The 20,198-nt window shown below is 63.5% G+C and carries 20 protein-coding genes and 1 tRNA gene; 9 read left to right on the forward strand and 12 right to left on the reverse strand.

What is annotated here, in order from left to right:
* Positions 1–57 precede the first annotated feature (57 nt).
* Positions 58–2,256: an efflux RND transporter permease subunit gene (locus ACFTOW_RS19425; protein ID WP_379918882.1), complete on the forward strand. Its 2,199-nt coding sequence runs from the start codon at positions 58–60 to the stop codon at positions 2,254–2,256.
* Between the two features lie 112 nt (positions 2,257–2,368).
* On the opposite strand, the gene arsH is transcribed toward ACFTOW_RS19425, so the two are convergent.
* Genes arsH through ACFTOW_RS19440 form a run of 3 tightly spaced genes read right to left on the reverse strand, consistent with a single transcriptional unit; the run spans position 2,369 to position 4,446 of the window.
* Positions 2,369–3,085, reverse strand: coding sequence for an arsenical resistance protein ArsH (gene arsH / locus ACFTOW_RS19430; RefSeq protein ID WP_379918884.1), 717 nt, complete (start codon positions 3,083–3,085; stop codon positions 2,369–2,371).
* Entirely contained in the window at positions 3,082–4,101 is a 1,020-nt protein-coding gene (gene arsB, locus ACFTOW_RS19435) for an ACR3 family arsenite efflux transporter (protein ID WP_379918886.1), read from the reverse strand. The genes arsH and arsB overlap by 4 nt, the downstream gene beginning before the upstream one ends.
* 3 nt (positions 4,102–4,104) lie before the next feature.
* On the reverse strand, positions 4,105–4,446 hold the full coding sequence (locus ACFTOW_RS19440) for an ArsR/SmtB family transcription factor (protein ID WP_379918888.1): 342 nt from the start codon (positions 4,444–4,446) through the stop codon (positions 4,105–4,107).
* A gap of 257 nt (positions 4,447–4,703) precedes the next feature.
* On the opposite strand from ACFTOW_RS19440, the gene ACFTOW_RS19445 reads away from it, so the two are divergent.
* Positions 4,704–4,779, forward strand: a tRNA-Thr gene (locus tag ACFTOW_RS19445).
* 114 nt (positions 4,780–4,893) lie between these two features.
* On the opposite strand, the gene ACFTOW_RS19450 is transcribed toward ACFTOW_RS19445, so the two are convergent.
* The 3 genes from ACFTOW_RS19450 to ACFTOW_RS19460 form a co-directional block, all read right to left on the reverse strand.
* A complete protein-coding gene (locus ACFTOW_RS19450; protein WP_379918890.1) occupies positions 4,894–5,379 on the reverse strand; it encodes a GNAT family N-acetyltransferase in 486 nt (161 codons plus the stop codon).
* Entirely contained in the window at positions 5,376–5,963 is a 588-nt protein-coding gene (locus ACFTOW_RS19455) for a hypothetical protein (protein WP_379918892.1), read from the reverse strand. The genes ACFTOW_RS19450 and ACFTOW_RS19455 overlap by 4 nt, the downstream gene beginning before the upstream one ends.
* A gap of 147 nt (positions 5,964–6,110) precedes the next feature.
* On the reverse strand, positions 6,111–6,563 hold the full coding sequence (locus ACFTOW_RS19460; RefSeq protein ID WP_379918894.1) for a hypothetical protein: 453 nt from the start codon (positions 6,561–6,563) through the stop codon (positions 6,111–6,113).
* 146 nt (positions 6,564–6,709) lie between these two features.
* Here ACFTOW_RS19460 and ahcY point away from each other — a divergent pair, with 146 nt between their 5' ends.
* Together ahcY and ACFTOW_RS19470 are read left to right on the forward strand one after the other, a co-directional pair.
* A complete protein-coding gene (gene ahcY, locus ACFTOW_RS19465; protein ID WP_379918896.1) occupies positions 6,710–8,098 on the forward strand; it encodes an adenosylhomocysteinase in 1,389 nt (462 codons plus the stop codon).
* 199 nt (positions 8,099–8,297) lie between these two features.
* The gene (locus ACFTOW_RS19470) at positions 8,298–8,639 is read left to right on the forward strand and encodes a DUF2853 family protein (protein ID WP_379918898.1); all 342 of its coding nucleotides are present in this window, start codon (positions 8,298–8,300) and stop codon (positions 8,637–8,639) included.
* A gap of 378 nt (positions 8,640–9,017) precedes the next feature.
* Here ACFTOW_RS19470 and ACFTOW_RS19475 read toward each other — a convergent pair whose 3' ends face one another.
* Genes ACFTOW_RS19475 through tsaD form a run of 4 tightly spaced genes read right to left on the reverse strand, consistent with a single transcriptional unit; the run spans position 9,018 to position 11,764 of the window.
* The gene (locus ACFTOW_RS19475; RefSeq protein WP_379918900.1) at positions 9,018–9,437 is read right to left on the reverse strand and encodes an EVE domain-containing protein; all 420 of its coding nucleotides are present in this window, start codon (positions 9,435–9,437) and stop codon (positions 9,018–9,020) included.
* Positions 9,437–9,712, reverse strand: coding sequence for a YciI family protein (locus ACFTOW_RS19480; protein WP_379918902.1), 276 nt, complete (start codon positions 9,710–9,712; stop codon positions 9,437–9,439). Before ACFTOW_RS19480 ends, ACFTOW_RS19475 begins: the two co-directional genes overlap by 1 nt.
* Before the next feature lies 1 nt (position 9,713).
* Positions 9,714–10,673, reverse strand: coding sequence for an NAD(P)H-dependent glycerol-3-phosphate dehydrogenase (locus ACFTOW_RS19485; RefSeq protein ID WP_379918904.1), 960 nt, complete (start codon positions 10,671–10,673; stop codon positions 9,714–9,716).
* Complete coding sequence (tsaD, locus tag ACFTOW_RS19490) at positions 10,670–11,764, reverse strand: tRNA (adenosine(37)-N6)-threonylcarbamoyltransferase complex transferase subunit TsaD (protein ID WP_379918906.1); 1,095 nt, start codon at positions 11,762–11,764, stop codon at positions 10,670–10,672. The genes ACFTOW_RS19485 and tsaD overlap by 4 nt, the downstream gene beginning before the upstream one ends.
* A gap of 71 nt (positions 11,765–11,835) precedes the next feature.
* On the opposite strand from tsaD, the gene ACFTOW_RS19495 reads away from it, so the two are divergent.
* From ACFTOW_RS19495 to ACFTOW_RS19505, 3 genes are all read left to right on the forward strand, one after another.
* On the forward strand, positions 11,836–12,522 hold the full coding sequence (locus ACFTOW_RS19495; RefSeq protein ID WP_379918908.1) for a uroporphyrinogen-III synthase: 687 nt from the start codon (positions 11,836–11,838) through the stop codon (positions 12,520–12,522).
* Between the two features lie 87 nt (positions 12,523–12,609).
* Positions 12,610–14,166, forward strand: a complete 1,557-nt coding sequence (locus ACFTOW_RS19500; RefSeq protein ID WP_379918910.1) for a COG4223 family protein — start codon at positions 12,610–12,612, stop codon at positions 14,164–14,166.
* Positions 14,167–14,179: 13 nt separating this feature from the next.
* Positions 14,180–15,718: a heme biosynthesis protein HemY gene (locus ACFTOW_RS19505; RefSeq protein ID WP_379918912.1), complete on the forward strand. Its 1,539-nt coding sequence runs from the start codon at positions 14,180–14,182 to the stop codon at positions 15,716–15,718.
* Positions 15,719–15,784: 66 nt separating this feature from the next.
* Here ACFTOW_RS19505 and ACFTOW_RS19510 read toward each other — a convergent pair whose 3' ends face one another.
* Together ACFTOW_RS19510 and ACFTOW_RS19515 are read right to left on the reverse strand one after the other, a co-directional pair.
* Positions 15,785–16,336 carry an ActR/PrrA/RegA family redox response regulator transcription factor gene (locus tag ACFTOW_RS19510; RefSeq protein ID WP_379918914.1) on the reverse strand — a complete coding sequence of 184 codons (552 nt, stop codon included), beginning with the start codon at positions 16,334–16,336 and terminating at the stop codon, positions 15,785–15,787.
* 75 nt (positions 16,337–16,411) lie between these two features.
* Entirely contained in the window at positions 16,412–17,044 is a 633-nt protein-coding gene (locus tag ACFTOW_RS19515; RefSeq protein WP_379918916.1) for an SCO family protein, read from the reverse strand.
* A 105-nt stretch (positions 17,045–17,149) separates the two neighbouring features.
* On the opposite strand from ACFTOW_RS19515, the gene regB reads away from it, so the two are divergent.
* The gene (regB, locus tag ACFTOW_RS19520) at positions 17,150–18,544 is read left to right on the forward strand and encodes a sensor histidine kinase RegB (RefSeq protein WP_379919055.1); all 1,395 of its coding nucleotides are present in this window, start codon (positions 17,150–17,152) and stop codon (positions 18,542–18,544) included.
* Positions 18,545–18,643: 99 nt separating this feature from the next.
* On the forward strand, positions 18,644–20,197 hold the full coding sequence (locus tag ACFTOW_RS19525; protein WP_379918918.1) for a PAS-domain containing protein: 1,554 nt from the start codon (positions 18,644–18,646) through the stop codon (positions 20,195–20,197).
* The last annotated feature ends 1 nt before the right edge of the window (position 20,198 follow it).

Here is a 20,198-nt window from a genome sequence, read left to right on the forward strand (position 1 = left end):
CTACCCCCCGGGTGGGTCATTTTTAAATGATCACGATGGGTCAGTTTTGAATGCAGATTGACAGTTCTGGCCGAACTGCCCGCGATACAGGACAGTCTGCCCGAAGGCATGACAGTGACCCTGATGTACGATGCGACCGAGCAGATCGCGGCCTCGATCAACGAGGTGCTGCGCACGATCATCGAGGCGACGCTGATCGTCGGCGTGATCATCCTGCTGTTTTTGGGGTCGGTCCGGTCGGTTCTGATGCCTCTGGTCGCCATCCCGCTGTCGCTGGTCGGCGTCCTGTTCATCCTGTTCCTGATGGGCTATTCCATCAACCTGCTGACCCTGCTGGCGATGGTTCTGGCCATTGGTCTGGTGGTGGATGACGCCATCATCGTGGTCGAGAACGTGCAACGCCACATCGACGACGGGACAAGCCCGATGCAGGCCGCGTTCAGGTCGATGCGCGAGCTGTCGACCGCGATCATCGCGATGATGCTGACGCTGATCGCGGTGTTCCTGCCGCTGCTGTTCACCGGCGGGTTGACCGGCGCACTGTTTCGGGAATTTGCCGTCACGCTGGCCGGGGCCGTGTTCATCTCGGGGATCGTGGCGCTGACCATCTCGCCGATGATGGCGGCGCGACTGCTGAAAAAGGGCGGCGAAAACCGGTTTCAAAAGCGGCTGAACAGCGGCTTCACCCGGTTCGAGGGCTGGTATGAACGGCGACTGTCCTCGTCTCTGGACTATCTGCCGGTGACGGCGCTGATCGTGGTCGTGCTGATCGGGGTTACCGGATACCTTTTCGTCAAGACCTCGTCCGAACTGGCCCCGGAAGAGGATTCCGGCGCGTTGTTTTCATTCGTGAATGCCCCCAGCTATGCCACCAGCGACTATACCCAGAAATATGTCGACCAGATGCGCGAGTTGACCAAGGACCTGCCAGAACTTGATGCCAATTTCTCGATCACCGGCTTTGGCGGGCAGACCAATTCGGCCATCATGCTGTGGGCCTTTGACGACTGGGCCGAGCGCGACCGGTCGCAGGCCGAGATTCAGGGCGATCTTCAGGGGCGTCTGGCTCCGGTCGCCGGGTTGCAGGCCTTTGTCTTTGCGCCGCCCTCGCTGCCCGGTGCGGGCGGTGGCCTGCCGATCTCCTTCGTGCTGCAATCCACCGGCGACCCCTCGCAGGTTTACGAGGTGGCCGATCAGATCCGGCAGGAGGCGCAGGCCTCGGGGCGGTTCATCGTGGTGCAGAATTCGCTGAACTTCGACACCACGCAGCTGGTCGTCCGCATCGACCGGGACCGCGCCGCGGCCCTGAACCTGCCTGCCAGCCAGATCGGCACGACGCTTGCCCTTTTGGTGGGCGACGGGCCGGTGTCGCAGTTCGACCGCGACAGCAACAGCTATGACGTGATCATGCAGGCACCGCAGGAATACCGCGACAACCCCGAGCGGCTGGGCGAGGTCTATGTCCGCGCCACGACAGGCGAGATGGTGCCCCTGTCCGCCGTGATCGAGGTCGAGACCCGCGCCGCCCCTGCCAGCATCGAGCAGTTCAATCAGCTTAATTCCGCGACCATCACCGCGCTGCCGATACCGGGCGTCTCCACCGGCGATGGCCTTGCCATCATCGAAGAGATCGCCGCACCGCTGCTGCCCGCCGGTTTCTTTGTGGAGTATTCGGGCCAGTCGCGGCTGGAAAAGACCGAAGGCAACACGATTGCCGTGGCCTTCGCGCTGGCCATCGTGGTGATCTACCTGGTGCTGGCGGCCCAGTTCGAAAGTTTCCGTGACCCGCTGATCATCCTGATGTCGGTGCCGCTGTCGATCTTCGGGGTGATCGTGCCGTTGAACCTGGGGCTTGGGACGCTGAACATCTATACGCAGGTGGGGCTGATCACACTGATCGGGCTGATCACCAAACACGGCATCCTGCTGGTGGAATTCGCCAACCAGCTGCGCCACGACAAGGGCCTGAGCCGGGCCGAGGGCATCATCGCCTCCGCGCGCCAGCGTCTGCGCCCGATCCTGATGACCACGGCCGCCACGGCGCTTGGCGTGGTGCCGCTGATGACAGCCGACGGCGCGGGTGCTGCGGCGCGGTTTGCGATGGGTCTGGTGATCTTTGCCGGGATCACCGTCGGCACGTTCTTCACGCTGTTCGTGGTGCCTGCGTTCTACGCGATGTTGTCGCGCAAGGAACTGACCCCGGACGCGGAAGAGGCCGTTCGGGAAGACAACGCCGCTGCCCTGAGCCAGACCTGAGCCTTCGTTTGTTCACCGGTGCCGGGACCGACAGGTCAAACCGCCCAAGAACCGGACATCCCTTGCGACGTCAGGACCTGCGGACACGTCGGGGCGTGCCCTTTTTCAGTAGTCAGATGGATCGTTGATTGACCCGTGCCGATAGCTGTGCCGCGCTTTCCCTGCGTTCGGAATAGCGATCGACAAGATAGTCCGCGTGGTCGCGCGTCAGAAGCGTGAACTTCACCAACTCCTCCATCACGTCCACGATCCGGTCGTAATAGGGCGACGGTTTCATGCGGCCCGATGCATCGAATTCAAGATACGCCTTTGCCACCGAGGACTGGTTGGGAATCGTGATCATCCGCATCCAGCGCCCCAGAATGCGCATCTGGTTGACCGCGTTAAAGCTTTGCGATCCGCCCGAGACCTGCATCACCGCCAGCGTCTTGCCCTGTGTCGGGCGCACGGCGCCGATCGACAGCGGTATCCAGTCGATCTGGGTTTTCATCACCCCTGTCATCGCCCCATGTCGTTCGGGACTGGACCACACCATCCCTTCGCACCAGGCGGCCAGATCACGCAATTCGCGCACCTTGGGGTCATCGGCATCCACACCGTCGTCGACAAGCGGCAGACCGGACGGATGGAACAGCCTGACCTCGGCCCCGAGGCGCGTCAGAATGCGCCCTGCCTCCTCGGCTGACAACCGGCTGAACGACCGCTCTCGAAGCGAGCCGTACAGGATCAGGATGCGCGGCCGGTGGTCGGATGTGGCGGGGCCAAGCAGGCGGTCGCGGTCGATGGTTGCGAAACTGCCCTCGTCCATCTGCGGGGTGTCATCCGTCATGCCGGAAATCCTGCACGGGTCCGGTTGGCGAACCAGACCAGCGACAGCATCACCGGCACCTCGACCAGCACGCCAACGACCGTGACAAGCGCCGCGCCAGAGTTCAGGCCGAACAGGCCGATGGCGACAGCCACCGCCAGCTCAAAGAAATTGGATGTTCCGATCAGCGCGCAGGGGGCGGCCACCTTGTGCGGCACCTTCCAGCGCCAGGCCCAGAAATAGGCGATGGCAAAGATGCCGTAGGACTGGATCAGGATCGGCGTCGCCAGCAGCACGATCAGGAACGGATTGTCGAGGATGACATTGCCCTGAAACCCGAACAGCAGCACGACCGTCAGCAGCAGGCCCAGAACCGACGCCGGCTTGACCCTTGCGGTGAACCGCGCAACCGCTGCTTCCCCGCCCTGCCGTATCAGCCGTGCGCGGGTGAACACGCCTGCCGCCAGCGGCAGCACGATATACAGGACAACCGACAGCACCAGCGTTTCCCATGGCACCGCAATCTCGGTCACCCCCAGCAGCAGGGCCACGATCGGCGCGAAGGCAAAGACCATGATCACATCATTCAGCGACACCTGAACCAGCGTGTAGTTCGGATCGCCCTTGGTCAGCTGCGACCACACGAAGACCATCGCCGTGCAGGGTGCCGCCCCCAGCAGGATCAGGCCCGCGATATACTGCCCCGCGTCGGCCGGATCGATCAGCCCGGCAAAGACATGATTGAAGAACAGTACACCCAGCGCCGCCATGGTGAAAGGCTTGATCAGCCAGTTCACGACCAGCGTGATCACCAGCCCCTTGGGCCGCTGGCCAACCCCCTTGAGCGCGCCAAGATCCACCGCGACCATCATGGGATAGACCATCGCCCAGATGAGCACCGCCACGACCAGATTGACCGACGCGTATTCAAGCGAGGCCAGAAAGCCGAACAGGCCCGGCAGCAGGTTCGCCAGCACTATGCCCGCAACGATGCACGCGCCGACCCAAAGCGAAAGATAGCGTTCAAAAATTGGCATGGATCATCCCTGGACAGAGGAAGGGGTAACGCAGCAGCCAGTCTCCTGCCCCGCGACCCCAAGGTCGTCGATCAGCGCAGACAGGGGCGCCAATGCACCCGGTGTCAACGAGTAGCACACACGCGGCGGATCGATCTGGCCCTGGATCACGCCTGCGTCCTTCAGGATGCGCAGGTGTTCGGACACCGTGGATTGCGCAAGCCCGACCGCATCCACGATATCGCCGCCGATACACCCCGGCGTCCGCGCCACAAGCCGCAGGATCCGCAGCCGCGCCGGATGCCCAAGGGCCTTGGCCATGGCCGCCATCCGCATATCCGCCAGTTCCTGATCGGTGTCTCGCATCGGATTTCCAGTCTGTAGATCGTAGATCGTCTATCGTCGGATACCGATATGCGATGCACAGGCCGATTGCAAGCCAAAGGCGCGCCGCTGATCGGTAAGTACCTGCACTGGATGAAACTGAGGGTGGAAATCGAGGTGCGCATCGCCATCCTGCCCCCCGCGCTGATATCCCTGTTTGCGCAAGAAAGCCGGGGCCGGGCCAGCGATGATTCCACCTTGCACGGCCAACCTATAGCGGCTAAACGAACAACCGCGCGGCCCCAATAGCTCAGCTGGTAGAGCAACTGTTTCGTAAATAGTAGGTCGGCGGTTCGAGTCCGTCTTGGGGCACCACCATCCAGTCTGAATGGAATGTGCAAAGCTCTTTTGCCTCACCTCCGGGTTGTGGCATATCTGCGACTGGCACGGCAAGCCCGGTGCACCTCCGGGATGGCCGACCTAACAGCCTCACAGATCGAACCGCATGCTGATGCGGTCGGTCAGGGTGCCATCTTCCAGCCGGGTGGCGGATTGGCGGGCATAGGGTTCGAATCCGCGCGACTGGTAATAGGCCAGACCGCCTGAATTGTCGGCGCGGATCGTGGCGTTGATCCAGGCATAGCCCAGATCCTGCGCAGCGGCACGTGTGGCGGCGAACAGGGTCGAGCCGATGCCAAGCTGCGTGCGCCCGATCGCGACGAAGGTGACGATGTCGCAGGCCTGCGACGGAAGGGCCTCATGCGGCGCGATCCATTGAAACCCGAGTGTCGTGCCGCCCGCATCCTCGGCCAGATGCCAGGCGCTGCGGTCGGGCGCGGTGGACATCCAGACGGCCAGATCGTCACGGCTGACGGGGCGCGTCATCGCCGTGGTGCCGCCCCGCGCGATGATGGCGTTCAGCAGGTCGGCCAGTGGTCCGCAATCCAAAGCCCCTGCACGGCGGATATGGATCATGCGATCTGCCTCAACAACGCCTCGTGCCGGGCAGTGAACTCGGCCCGCGCCTCAGAGGCGGGGCGCAGGCGGATGCTCAATCCGTCGATCATCGCGGGCGCGGGACGGCCAAACAGCTTTGTCGCCTCGGCCTCGGAAAAGCCTGCGATCTGCGTGGCCTCCATCCAGGCGCTGATGCGGTCGGCCCTTTTGATCTGCCTTTTCAACGGCGCAGGTGTCACGGCGGGCAGGCCAAAGCGGATATGGATCGCCGCCGAAAGGCGCTTGTCCAGATCTTCATAGCCCGGACCGACCGCCGCCTTGACCGGGCTGATCATGTCCCCGATCACGTATTCCGGCGCGTCATGCAACAGCGCGGTCAGCCGTTGCGTCGGCGTGGCTGACGGGACCAGCCGGGCAAACAGCGCCTCGACCAGCAGCGAATGCTCGGCCACCGAATAGGCGTAATCGCCCGATGTCTGCCCGTTCCAACGCGCGACAAAGGCCAGCCCATGGGCAATATCGGCAATCTCGATATCCATCGGCGTCGGGTCCAGCAGGTCCAGCCTGCGGCCCGACAGCATGCGCTGCCATGCGCGCTTCATGATCCGGCCATGCCCGGCTGTTGCAAGACCAGGCCACTGTCTCCGGCCGTGTGAACCCTATCCATGCCAGCCCCTGCTTTGGCCATCGTTGGCGCAGGCGGTAGCACAGCCGCCATTGCCGCATCAATCCCGCAGGGACCGGCAGATCTAGTCGCCTGCCGTGACGTTGCCTTCGCAGGTATTGTAGCCGTCGCCGTTGGCATGGTTGACGATGATATGGCTCAGCATCTTGTTGCGCGTGCAGATGATCACCAGAACATCGGCATCCAGCGGGGCCGACGTGGGCGGCGTCACGCCATGCTGGTTCCACCACCCGTTGTTGCCTGCCGCAAAAAGCGCCGGAATCATCGCGCGCCGCTGCGCGTCACCGAAGAACGGATCACCCTGATCCTGCGGATCGCGACGATTGAACCGATGATAATTTGCGCGGTCCTGCTGCAGGATTGCGCCAAAATCGCGCAGCCGCGCACCTTTGGAATTGACATAGTCCTGCGGTCCGAGTGCGGCATAATAAGAGCCGATGGTTTCCTGAGCCATGGCACCCGCGCCACCCAGCCCCGTCACCGCGACAACGGCCAAAATACGAGAAAACACAATCATAAGGGAATCTCCTGTCTTGCACCAAAAAACTACCATGTCGCCGGGTGATTCCGTGAACTTTTCAGCCGCGACAAAGCCGGGCGGGATCAGTTGTCGGGCCTGTACCCCCGTGCTATGAGCCACCTAACCAAATTTGGAGAATACCGTTGACCCAAGATTACATCGTCAAGGATATCAGCCTGGCCGAATACGGCCGCAAGGAACTGGATATCGCCGAAACCGAAATGCCCGGCCTGATGGCCCTGCGCGACGAATATGGTGCCGATCAGCCGCTGGCGGGTGCGCGCATCGTCGGCAGCCTGCACATGACGATCCAGACCGCCGTTCTGATCGAAACGCTGACAGCCCTTGGTGCCGATGTGCGCTGGGCCTCGTGCAACATCTTTTCCACGCAGGATCATGCGGCGGCCGCGATTGCCAAGTCGGGCGTGCCGGTCTTTGCGATCAAGGGCCAGACGCTGGAAGAGCATTGGGATTACCTGGACAAGTCCTTCATGTTTGCCGACGGGCCGAACATGATCCTGGACGATGGCGGTGACGCCACGCTGTATGTGCTGCTGGGCGCGCGCGCCGAGGCAGGCGAGGATGTGATCGCGGTGCCGACCTCGGAAGAGGAAGAGGTGATCAAGAAACAGATCGCCAAGCGCATGGCCGAAAGCCCCGGCTGGTTCACAAAGGTGCGCGACCAGATCAAGGGCGTGTCCGAGGAAACCACCACCGGCGTCAACCGCCTGTATCAACTGGTGCGTGACGGGTTGCTGCCGTTTCCGGCGATCAACGTTAACGACAGCGTGACCAAGTCGAAGTTCGACAACAAGTACGGCTGCAAGGAATCGCTGGTCGACGGCATCCGCCGCGCCACCGACACGATGATGGCCGGCAAGGTCGCCGTGGTCTGCGGCTATGGCGATGTGGGCAAGGGCAGTGCTGCGTCGCTGGCCGGGGCCGGCGCCCGCGTGATCGTGACCGAGATCGACCCGATCTGCGCGCTTCAGGCCGCGATGGACGGGTTTCAGGTGACCACGCTGGAGGACGTGATCGAAACCGCCGATATCTTTGTCACCACCACCGGCAACAAGGACGTGATCCGGATCGAGCATATGCGCGCGATGAAGGACATGGCCATCGTCGGCAACATCGGTCACTTCGACAATGAAATTCAGGTCGCCGCCCTGAAGAACCACAAGTGGACCAACATCAAGGAACAGGTGGACATGATCGAGATGCCGAACGGCAATCGCATCATCCTGCTGTCCGAGGGGCGCCTGCTGAACCTTGGCAATGCCACCGGCCACCCGTCCTTTGTGATGTCGGCATCGTTTACCAACCAGGTGCTGGCTCAGATCGAGCTGTGGAAGAACGGCGGCGAGTATGAGAACAAGGTCTACATCCTGCCCAAGCACCTGGACGAAAAGGTCGCCCGCCTGCACCTGGGCCGGATCGGCGTGAAACTCTCCTCGCTCTCGCCGGACCAGGCACAGTATATCGGCGTAACGCCCGAAGGTCCGTTCAAGCCCGAGCATTACCGCTACTGATCAGACCGTCGTTGCGGATCAACAGTCAGGGTGGGCATCATTGCCCACCCTTTTTTTGGCCCGCCTGACCCTTGCGACCCAAGGTATACAATGCCGAAATTTCCCTTTCTTGGCTTTGAAAACTGGGGTTATCGTTTCCCCAGCCTCGGTTCGGGGCTGTAAAGTAGACATTGCAAACCGATAACGGTGGGAGAGAACGATGGGAAAACGTGACGATCTGATCGCCAGATATGCCGACGATCTGCGGAACAAATGCGGGATGGAGCCGGATATGGATCTGCTGACGAAGGTGACGATCGGCTGCGGGCCGGCGATCTACAACGACGATGCCTCGACCGTGGCTGCGACCCAGCCGGCTGAACTGGAAACCGTCAAGACCAACTTTCTCATCAAGAAGCTGGGATTGCCCGACAAAGACAAGCTGATGGACGCGATCCACAGCGTGATCGAAACCTATGGCAAATCCGAACGCAACAAGTACCGCGCCGTCGTGTATTACATGCTGACCAAGCATTTCGGCAAGGAATCCGTTTACGGATGATCCGGCACAGGCTGGCACAGACGCCCGCCGCTTGGCGGGCGCTCTTGTTTTGAAATGTATTTTCAGCACTTGGCCTTTGGCAGGTCAGATCGCTTGAGGTAGATTGTAGGTATCCGGGCAGGATGGCCGGACCCGATTCCAGAGTTCACGTGTGGTGTGTAGGGAGCACGTGGGGTGGCGGAGGGTTCCGGTGTACTATCGTCGGGCCCTCCGTTTTTTGCCTCGCACAGCCGGCATGCTCAATGCACAGGGCATGCACGGCGCATGCACACTGTCCAATGAACAAAGGGCAAGTCATGCAACCACCCCTGATCCTGCTTGGTGCCACACAAGGGCGACATCAAAGGCGTCAAGGCATGGGCCGGGCCCTCGCCAGACCTACGGCTCTATCCCTGCCATCTGGCACACGATCCGCCATTCCCGTTCCGTCACCGGCTGCACCGACAGGCGCGGGCTGCGCACCAGCGCCATATCGGCCAGCCTCGGCTCGGCCTTGATCGCGGCCAGCGTCACCGGGTTCGGCACGCTGCGCAGCGCGCGGATGTCTACGCACTCCCACCGGTCATCATCGCTGGTGCTGTCGGGATGCGAGGTGGCACAAACCTCGACAATGCCCACCACCGCCTTTTCCGTCTGGCTGTGATAGAAAAAACCGCGATCGCCCAGCGCCATCTCGCGCATGAAATTGCGTGCCTGGTAGTTGCGCACGCCGTCCCACTCCTCGCCCGCGTCGCCCTTGGCAAGCTGATCGTCCCAGCCCCATGCATCGGGTTCGGATTTGAAGAGCCAATAGCGCATCAGCCAATCACCTGTTTCCACTGGATCAGCTCGACCGACTGGAACAGCCCCGCCCTGGCATAGGGATCGTTCGCGGCAAAGTCCTGCGCCTGCGCCATCGTTTCGACCTCCAGGATCAACAGCGATCCGCACATCTGCCCCTGGTCATCCAGCATCGGGCCACCGTACTTGACGGTCACGCCGCTGTCGGCGGCATAGGCCAGATGCGCCTCGCGGTTGGCAAGACGGGTCTCCAGCGCACCGGGCTTGTCGCGGGCGATCAGGGCGATCAGCATGTCATTCTTCCTTCAACGGGCGGGACAAAAGTGTTTCCATAACCTGCGGCAGGCTGTCCGGCCGGTCAAGCAGGGCAACGACCGCGGCGGTCACCGGCAGGTCAAGCCCCATGGCCTGCGCGCGATCCAGGGCCGCGCGGGCGGTGGCGGCCCCTTCCACCGTGATGGTCGGATCAAACGGCGTGCCTGCGCCCAGCGCGTGACCAAACCGATAGTTGCGCGAGGCGTCGCTGGTGCAGGTCAGCACCAGATCGCCAAAGCCCGAAAGCCCCGACAGCGTTTCCGCCTGCGCGCCAAGGGCGGTGGCAAGGCGGGCAATCTCGGCATTGCCGCGCGTCATCAGGGCGGCGCGCGCACTGGCACCCAGACCCGCGCCCATCACCGCGCCTGCCCCGATGGCGATCACGTTCTTCAACGCCCCGCCCAACTCGGCCCCGGTGGTGTCGGTGCTGCGGTAAAGCCGCAGGTTGGGCGTTGTCAGAGCCTGTTGCAGATGCCTGCCGATGGCCGCGTCGGCGCAGGCCAGCGTCAGCGCCGTGGGCAACCCGCGCGCGATGTCGGCGGCAAAGCTGGGGCCGGTGAGGATGGCGGTTGTTGCCCCCGGCAGTGTTTCGGACAGGATGGCGGTCGGGCCGTTTCCGGTGCTCAGTTCGATCCCCTTGCAGCAGGCGATCAGAGGATGGCCGCGCAGGGCTTCGGCGTGCGTTTCCACCATACCGCGCAACTGCTGCATGGGCACGGCCAGCAAAACGGGGATTTCCACCGGAAGAGTGTCGAAATCTGCGGTAATCGTGATACCTTCGGGCAGCGCAATGCCAGGCAGGCGGCGGGCGTTTTCGCGCGCCTCGCGCATGGCGGTGGCGTGGTCGGCATCATGCGTCCACAGGATCACCGGGCCATTGGCCGCCAGCGATATGGCAAGGGCAGTGCCAAAGGCACCGGCACCGGCAACGCAGATCATGCCTTGGCCCCTTTCTTGCCGCTGCCCAGCAAGGCAGGGCTGGTGGTGTCCAGCGGCCAGCGTGGGCGGGCCGCCAGTGTCATGTCGTCAACCAGCCCCGCGCGGAACCGTTCCAACCCGGCATAGGCGATCATCGCGGCATTGTCCGTGCACAGGGCCAGGGGCGGCGCGGTGAACGCCACGCCCAGATCGGCGCAAACAGTCTCTAACCCGGCCCGAATGGCTGTGTTTGCCGCCACGCCACCGGCCACGGCCAGCAGGGGCTGGGCAGGGTCTTCTGCCAGATACAGGCCGAGCGCGCGGCGGGTCTTTTCGGCCAGCACATCCACCACGGCGGCCTGAAACCCGGCACACAGATCGGCGCGATCGGCGCGGGTCAGCCCGCCCTTGTCGGCCATCACCGCATCGCGGGCGCGCAGCAGCGCGGTTTTCAGCCCCGAAAACGACATGTCGCACCCCGGCCGGTCCAGCAACGGACGCGGAAAGGCAAAGCGGCGCGGATCACCTGCTGTTGCCGCCTGTTCCACCGACGGGCCGCCCGGTTGCGGAAGGCCCAGCAGGCGCGCGGTCTTGTCGAACGCCTCGCCCGGGGCGTCGTCGATGGTGCCGCCCAGCCGCGAGAAATCATCCACCCCGCGCGCGATCAGGAACTGGCAATGCCCGCCCGACACCAGCAGCATCAGGTAAGGATAGTGCGCCCCGTCTGTCAGGCGCGGCGTCAGCGCGTGTCCGGCCAGATGGTTGACCCCCACGAGGGGCAGACCCGCACCGATGGCGATGCCCTTGGCGCACATCACGCCTGAAATCACCCCGCCGATCAGCCCCGGCCCGGCGGTCACGGCCACCGCGTCGACCTCGGCGAGGGTCACTCCGGCCTCTTCCAGCGCGCGGATCACGCACAGGTCCAGACGCTCGGCATGGGCACGGGCGGCGATTTCGGGCACGACCCCGCCATAACTTGCGTGCAGATTGCTCTGCCCCATGATGATCGACGACAGGATCGCGGGTGGCCCGTCATTCACCTGCCGCACCACGGCGGCGGCGGTGTCGTCACAGCTGCTTTCCAGCCCAAGGATCGTCAGCGTGTGCATGGCCTGCCCGTTGCGGTTTTGACCCCTCGGAGGTATCACCAGACAATGTCTGGAACAATCCCGGGGGTGCGATGCCTGCGATCCTGCTGACCCGCCCCGCCGACGGGGCCGCGCGGTTCGCCGATGCGCTGCGGGCGCGGCTGGGGGATGTCGACATTGTCACCGCGCCGGTGCTGCGGATCGAAGGCACCGGGGCGTTGCCGGACCTGTCCGACGATCCCGTTGTGATTTTCACCTCGGTCAACGGGGTGGCGCATGGCGGCGTGGCAGGGTTTGGGCGGCAGGCGCTTTGCGTGGGCGATGCCACGGCGCAAGCGGCGATGGACGCAGGGTTTGACACGAAATCTGCAGGGGGCGATGCGCGCGACCTGCTGGCGATGATCGCCGCCGATCCGCCCCGCCAGCCGTTGCTGCACCTGCGCGGCGCCCATGCCACCGGCGATCTGGCCTCGGACTTGCGCGCGCTTGGACTGAGGGCGCGCGATCTGGTGGTCTATGATCAGGTGGCGCAGCCGCTGACCGCACAGGCGCTGGATCTGCTGGATGGGGAGGATGGCGTGATCGTGCCGCTGTTTTCCCCCCGCAGTGCGCGCGCATTCGCCAGACAGCACCGGGGCCGCGCACCGCTGGACGTGATCGCGATCAGCCGGGCGGCGGCAGACGCAGCGGCAGATCTGCCCCGGCGCAGCCTGATTGTGGCCACAGAACCGCAGGCGAGGGCGATGATTGACGCAATTTGCAATCACTTTACCTCATAGCAATTGCTTGAGGGGCGGGAACCCGCACAGTAAGGTCGCATTGGACACAAGTAGATAATGTATTGAGAATCGAAAGGTGGCCCGCCGGTGGCACGCAAGAAAAAGCCCGAAGATAGCAGGATCGACGACAAGCAAGAGATCGTCGATGCCGTGATCGTTCCCGAGGACGAGACCGACAAAACAATACCGGATGAGGCGACGGACACCGTTGCCGCAGACCAGCCCGACAAGATGACCGATGCGCCGGAAACGGTTGCGGCCGATGCGGGGCTCGATACCCTGACAGCGACCGAGGGTTCAGACACGATCATTGCCGCCGAAGATGCGCCGGAACTCTCCGACATCCAGGAGCCGCAGACAGAGATCACCGAACAGCAGGCAGAGCCTGTGACGCTGGACGAACCGTCAGGGCATGACAGCTCGGCGGTCAGGGAAGCAGACGATACGCTGGCGGGCGACGATGCAACCGAAGCGCCTTCGGATCACGACACGCCACCAGATGACCTGCGTGATATCAGGCCCGCCGATGAACTGCCCGCGGATGACCCGAATGCGATTGCCGATGATCCCAATTCCGGCAAGGACACGCCCTGGACCAAGGATACTGCCAAGGAAACGGTGCCAGACCCGCAGCCGGCACCGGCCCCACCGCCACAACAGGTGATCGTCAGGAAAGGCGGGTTCTTTCCGCTGCTTCTGGGGGGCATCGTCGCTGCAGCCATCGGGTTCGGGGCCGCGCGCTTTGTCCTGCCCGAGGGCTGGCCATGGCCTGGTGCCACGGATGACACGCTGGCGCAGGATGTGGCGGCGCAAGGCACACGGATCGACGATCTGGCAGGCACGGTCGATGGCATCGACCTGACACCGATCGAGGATCGGGTGGCAGGACTGGGCGATGCGGTGGATACCATAACCACACGTCTGGACGAGATCGCGACGCGGCTGGACGAGACGACAGACCGGCTGGATACGCTGGAACAGCGCCCGATCGTGCAGGCCGATGGCGAGGACAGCGGTGCCACCAGCGCCCTTGCCGCCGAGTTGCGCGATCTGCAATCCAGCGTCGAGGCGCAGCGCGCCGAGCTGGATGCCCTGATTGCCGAGGCGCAAGCGCAGGAAGAACAGGCGCAGGCCGATGCACAGCAGGCAGAAACCGCAGCCCAGCAGGCGCTGGCCCGTGCCGCTTTGGCGCGCATCCAGACCGCGCTGGACACCGGCAGCGATTTCAGCGGCGCGGTAACCGATCTGCGCGACACCGGAGTGGATGTGCCCGCGGCGCTGGCCGATGCCACCGGAGGGGTGCCGACACTGGCCGAACTGCAGGCCGAGTTCCCCGAGGCCGCGCGCCCGGCGCTGAGTGCCGCGCGCCGGTCCAGCGGCGAGGCCGACGGGCTGGGTGGCTTCTTGCGCACGCAGTTGGGCGTCCGCTCGCTTGAGCCCCAAGTGGGGAACAGCCCCGATGCGATCCTGTCGCGCGCCGAGGCTGCCTTGCGCGACGGCCGGCTGGCTGACACGCTGGCCGAGCTGAACACATTGCCGCCCGAGGGTAAGACAGTGATGTCCGACTGGATCGCACGTGCCGAAACGCGCCAGAACGCCGTGGCGGCCGCCAATGAACTGACACAGTCGCTGAGTGCGGACTGAGGGGGAAAACGATATGCTCTGGTTGATACTCAAGATTTCCGTTTTCTTCGTCCTTGTCCTCGCGCTGGCATGGGGCGCCTGGTACGTGCTGGACATGGATGGCGGCGTGACAATTCAGGCCGCCGGGATCGAGGTGGTGCTGACGCCGATCCTGTCGGTCTTGGCGCTGGTGACCATGGTCATTGCCGTCTGGCTGTTGCTGAAACTGGCGGGGCTGCTGGTGGCGCTGCTGAAATTCATCAACGGCGACGAAACCGCCCTGTCGCGTTATTTCGACCGCAACCGCGAGCGCAAGGGCTTTACCGCCCTGTCCGAAGGGATGATGGCGCTGGCCAGCGGCGAGGGTCGAGTTGCGCTGGCCAAGGCCGCCAAGGCCGAGAAATACCTGGACCAACCCGAACTGACCAACCTGCTGACCGCGCAGGCCGCCGAAATGTCGGGTGACCGGAATAAGGCCGAACAGGTCTATCGCCGGTTGCTGGAGAACGAAAAGACCCGCTTTGTCGGTGTGCGGGGCATCATGCGTCAGAAGCTGGAGGATGGTGATACCGTCACCGCGCAGAAACTGGCGGAAAAGGCGCTGTCGATCAAGCCAAAGCATCAGGAAACGCAGGATGTTCTGCTGAGGCTTCAGGCGCAGGCCGAGGACTGGTCAGGCGCGCGCGACACGCTGAAGCTCAAGCTGAAATACGGATCGCTGCCGCGTGACGTGCACAAGCGTCGCGATGCGGTTCTGGCCCTGTCCGAGGCCAAGGGCGTTCTGGATGATGGCAACGACATCGCCGCCCGCGAGGCCGCGATCGAGGCAAACCGCATGTCGCCCGATCTGGTGCCCGCCGCCGTTCTGGCCGCCAAGGGCTATGTCGCGCAGGGCAAGCCGAAATATGCCGTACGTCTTCTGAAAAAGGCATGGACGGCGCAGCCTCACCCCGATCTGGCCGCAGCCTTTGCCGCGATCGAGCCGGACGAAACGCCGCAGGCGCGGCTGAAACGGTTCGAGCAGTTTACCAAGCTGCGTCCCGAAGATCGCGAAACCAAGCTGCTGCGGGCCGAGTTGCTGATCGCGGCCGAGGATTTCCCGGCCGCGCGCCGCGCGCTGGGGGATCTGGCGCAGAATGCACCCGATGCCCGCGCGCTGACCATCATGGCCGCGATCGAGCGCGGCGAAGGTGCATCGGATGCGGTGGTCAAGGGATGGCTGGCGCGCGCCCTGTCGGCCCCGCGCGGGCCGCAATGGGTCTGCGACAAGTGCCACAACATCCATACCGAATGGGTGCCGGTCTGCACCAATTGTCAGGCCTTTGACACGCTGACGTGGCAGGCGCCCCCCGCGAACCAGATGGCCACGCCCACGGGTCTGGAAATGCTGCCTCTGATCGTCGGTTCCATCGAGGATCGGCGCGACACGCCCGAACCGGACATCGACGCGGACGCCGCGCAGACGGAACCGGCCCCGCAGGACATGGATGATGTGTTTGACGCGGAACTGGTGGACGATGGCGAGAAATCGCCCGGCGACACCAGGGTCGACGAGACCAAGGAAAAGGCATAGCGCCGAAAGCGCAACGTCCCCGGGTTCCGTCCCGGGGGCGTTTCATTCAAGACTACAATACGGTCTTTAGCGCGGCGATCGTTTCGCCAGAATGCGTTGCAGCGTCCGGCGGTGCATGTTCAGCCGACGTGCCGTTTCGCTGACATTGCGGTCACACAGTTCGTACACGCGCTGGATATGCTCCCAGCGCACGCGATCCGCGCTCATCGGGTTCTCCGGGGGCGGGGGCAGTTCGTCGCCGCTGGACAGCAGGGCGTTGGTGATGTCGGTGGCATCCGCCGGTTTTGACAGGTAATCGGTTGCCCCAATCTTGACCGCTGCAACCGCCGTGGCAATCGCGCCATATCCTGTCAGAACCACGATACGGCAATCCGGGCGCTTTTCGCGAAGGATTTCAACCACATCCAGCCCGTTGCCATCCTCGAGCCGCAGATCGCAGACCGCATATGCCGGGGGGCGGGCGGTGGCGATTGCCTTGCCTGCCGCGACGGATTCGGCTGTTTCCACCTCGAACCCACGCTTTTCCATCGCCTTGGCCAGACGTTTCAGGAACGGTTCGTCATCGTCCATCAGCAAAAGGCTGCGATCTTCGCCCAGATCCTGTGGTGTTTCGGCCATTCGAAGGCTCCTTATGTTCCAGGCAATAAATAGAATTTTCTATATCGCGGGCAAGCCTGCGTCAAACTTGGTCGGCTATTGCGCCTCGACAAAGCACTGGATGCTGTCGGCCAGCTGGTCCGGCCCCAGATCGCGCCTGAAGAACTCGACAAACCCCTCGTCAGGAAAGGACAGGTACGAGAATGTCGAGTGATCGACAAGGTAGTAGTCCTCGTCGCCCTCTTCGGGTTCCTGCACCTGGAAATAGGTGCGATAGGCTTGGCTGGCGGCCTTGACCTGCTCGGGCGTGCCGGTCAGGCCCAGCATGCGCGGATGCAGGTTGTCGGTGAAATCGGCCAGCAGCTCGGGCGTGTCGCGCTGCGGATCGACCGAGATGAAGACCGGCTTGACCATGATGCCGCGCTCTTCGAGGATGTCGACCGCCTCGGCGTTGCGGGCGGTGTCCAGCGGGCAGACATCGGGGCAAAACGCATATCCGAAATAGATCAGCGTCGGCATGTCGATCACATCCTCGTCGGTCACGGTCTGGCCGTCCTCGTCGATCAGGGTGAATGGTCCGCCGATCTGGGCCGATCCGCCCGCCACCGCAGAGCCGCGACATTGCGCGAACTTGTCGTCCGACCCGCCGCCGCCCATGGTCACGAACCAAAGCCCGCCCAGAAACACCACGACCACGACACCTGCGGCGATTGCGTATAGACGTGTCATCGGGTTTATCCTTTTGTCGGGTCAGCGTGGCCTGAGTGGCAAATATGGGTTGGTGGCGCATATTCAACGGCACACCAAGGGATGCAACAGGACGAAAACGCGCAGATGGCACCTACGGATATCGGCATATTGAAAGGACGCGACCGGGGCAACTGGATCCGGCTGCGCACCATCATCCTGTTGCGCTGGGGGGCGATCACCGGTCAGTTGTCAGCACTGATGGCGGCCAATCAGGTCTACAACCTGAACCTGGAATACGAACTGTGCCTGCTGGTGGTCGGCGTGTCGGTGATCGGCAACCTGATCGCGATGTTCATTTTCCCCGAGAACAAGCGCCTGTCGGAAACCGAAAACCTGCTGATGGTTCTGTTCGACCTGCTGCAACTGTCGCTGCTGCTGTATCTGACCGGCGGGCTGCACAATCCGTTCTCGGTGCTGATCCTGGGGCCGGTGGTGATCTCGGCCAATGTGCTGACCATGCGGTCGACCGTCTTCCTGGGGCTGACGGCGATCGTGGCGGTCACGATCCTGTCCACGGCCTATCTGCCTATGCGCAGCATCGACGGGGCCGAGGTGCGGGTGCCCGATATCTTTATCTTTGGCAACTGGGTGTCGATCGTGATCGCCGTGGTGTTCCTGAGCATCTATTCCCGGCGGGTGACCGTGGAAATGCACACCATGTCGGATGCCTTGCAGGCCACGCAGATGGCGCTGTCGCGCGAACAGCGCCTGACCGATCTGGGCGGGGTGGTGGCGGCCGCCGCGCATGAGCTGGGCACACCGCTGGCCACGATCAAGCTGGCCAGTGCCGAACTGGTTGACGAGCTTGAGGATCGCCCCGACCTGGCCGACGATGCGCGGCTGATCCGCGATCAGGCGGATCGCTGCCGCGATATCCTGCGGTCGATGGGTCGCGCGGGCAAGGATGACCTGCATCTGCATCAGGCCCCGCTGAGCGCCGTGATCGAAGAGGCCGCCGAGCCGCATCGCGACCGCGGCAAACTGATGCTGTTCGACCTGCATCCCGTCGACGACGGCGCCGAGGCACATCCCGCCATCCTGCGCCGGCCCGAGATCATCCATGGCCTGCGCAACCTGATCCAGAATGCCGTGGATTTCGCCAAGCAGACAGTCTGGATCGAGGCAACATGGAACGACGACCGGATTTCCGTGCGGATCATGGATGACGGGCCCGGATTTCCGCAACAACTGCTGGGCCGGATCGGTGATCCGTTCATGCGGGTGCGCCGGGACGGCGAAAGCCGGTCCCAGCGCCCGGAATACGAAGGCATGGGGCTGGGCCTGTTCATCGCCAAGACCTTGCTGGAACGGACAGGGGCGGAACTGAGCTTTGCCAACGGGCACGACCCGTTCCTGACCCCGGCAGAGCATCCCGGGCGCAGCGGTGCCATCATCGAGGTGTCTTGGCCGCGCGACCGCATCGACGTGCGCGCCGCCGGTTTGCCGGTTACCGCCATGAACCAGCCGCTGCAGGGCTGAAACATCCGGGGGTGGTGGCGGCGGGAGTGAAAACCTTAACACTTTGATAACCATTGGCGGTGCAACCTGTGGCGATTGCATCTGACAGGGAACAGGCAGATGGGCGCAGGTCTGGAATTGCTCGCGGTGGCCTTTGCCGCACTGATCGGCGCTGCGGCGGCAGTGCTGTTTCTGCATTGGCTGACCCGGAGCGGATCGGGGCGTGTGAATCATAAAGCGCAATCTGATCAAGAGTTTGAGCCTGCGTCGACGGTGTTTGTCTTTTCCGGGCGTGACCTTTTGGACATCTCCGATTCATCAGGTTTCTTTGATCAGCGCCTGTCACGTGCAACCCGCGACGACTGGGAGGCCGTGGCCCGGCAGCTTTCCTTGCGATTCGCGGGGTTTCCGCAAGCGCCAGGCGACCTGCGACAGGGCATAACCGAGCTTTTCCCGAACGACACAAAAGACCCCGGCAAGCTGACCGCGCTGCGATCCGGCGACACGGTGCGCCTGACGATGCATGGTGACCCGCGCGAGGGGTTGAGCGGCTCTGCCCTGCACCGGATGCAGAACGCGCTGATCGAACTGCGCGTGATGCGCAAAAGCCTGTCGCACACGCCCAACCCGATCTTTGCGCGCGACGGCAACGGCGCGATCCTGTGGGCCAACACCGCCTATATGAAGCTGGCCGCCGAACTGGGATATGAAAGCGAAGGGATCGGCGGTACGCCGCCCGAGCTGTTCGAACCGCTGGCGGCGCAAAAAGGTGGATACAGCCAGCGGCGTGACTGCCTGACCGAACCGGGAGGCGACGCCAAACGCTGGTATGATATCTGCGCCATAGATGCGGGCCCGCGCGAGATCACCTTTGCCATGAACGTCGACACCGTGGTCAAGGCCGAGATCGCGCAGCGCAATTTCGTGCAGACGCTGACCAAGACCTTTGCGCATCTGTCGATCGGCCTTGCGATTTTCAACCGCGACCGGCAGCTGGCGCTGTTCAACCCCGCATTGGTGGATCTGACCGAGCTGCCGGTGGATTTCCTCAGCGGTCGACCCGCGATCCGCTGCTTTTTCGACATGATGCGCGAAAAACAGATGATGCCCGAGCCAAAGAACTATTCCAGCTGGCGCGAACGGATCGGTACGCTGGTGGCTGCGGCCTCGGATGGCAGTTTTCACGAAACCTGGTCGCTGCCCTCGGGGCAGACCTATCGCGTAACGGGGCGGCCCCATCCCGATGGCGCGGTTGCCTTCCTGTTTGAGGATATCAGCCACGAAGTGTCGATGACCCGCAGTTTCCGCAGTGAACTGGCCCTTGGCAATGCGGTGCTGGACCAGATGGATGCGGCCATGGCGGTGTTCACCGCCGACGGGGTTCTGGCGTTTTCCAACTCCGAGTTCCGCCGGGTCTGGGCCTTTGATCCCGACAGCGCCTTTGCCGATACCTCGATCAACGATGCACTGGCGATCTGGCGACGGAAATCCGCCGCGCATGCGCCCTGGGATCAGGTGGAAACCGCGCTGATGGCGGCGATCCGGCTGGACAATGCGGTGATCGACATGACCGATGGCAGCCGCCGGATCTGCAAGGTGCGGCCCCTGATAAACGGCGCCCGCATGGTGGCCTTTGCCCGCGAGGCGCAGATGGCCGAAAGCGGCGCGGCGTAAC

Source organism: Lacimonas salitolerans (assembly GCF_042677865.1).
Lineage (GTDB): Bacteria > Pseudomonadota > Alphaproteobacteria > Rhodobacterales > Rhodobacteraceae > Lutimaribacter > Lutimaribacter salitolerans.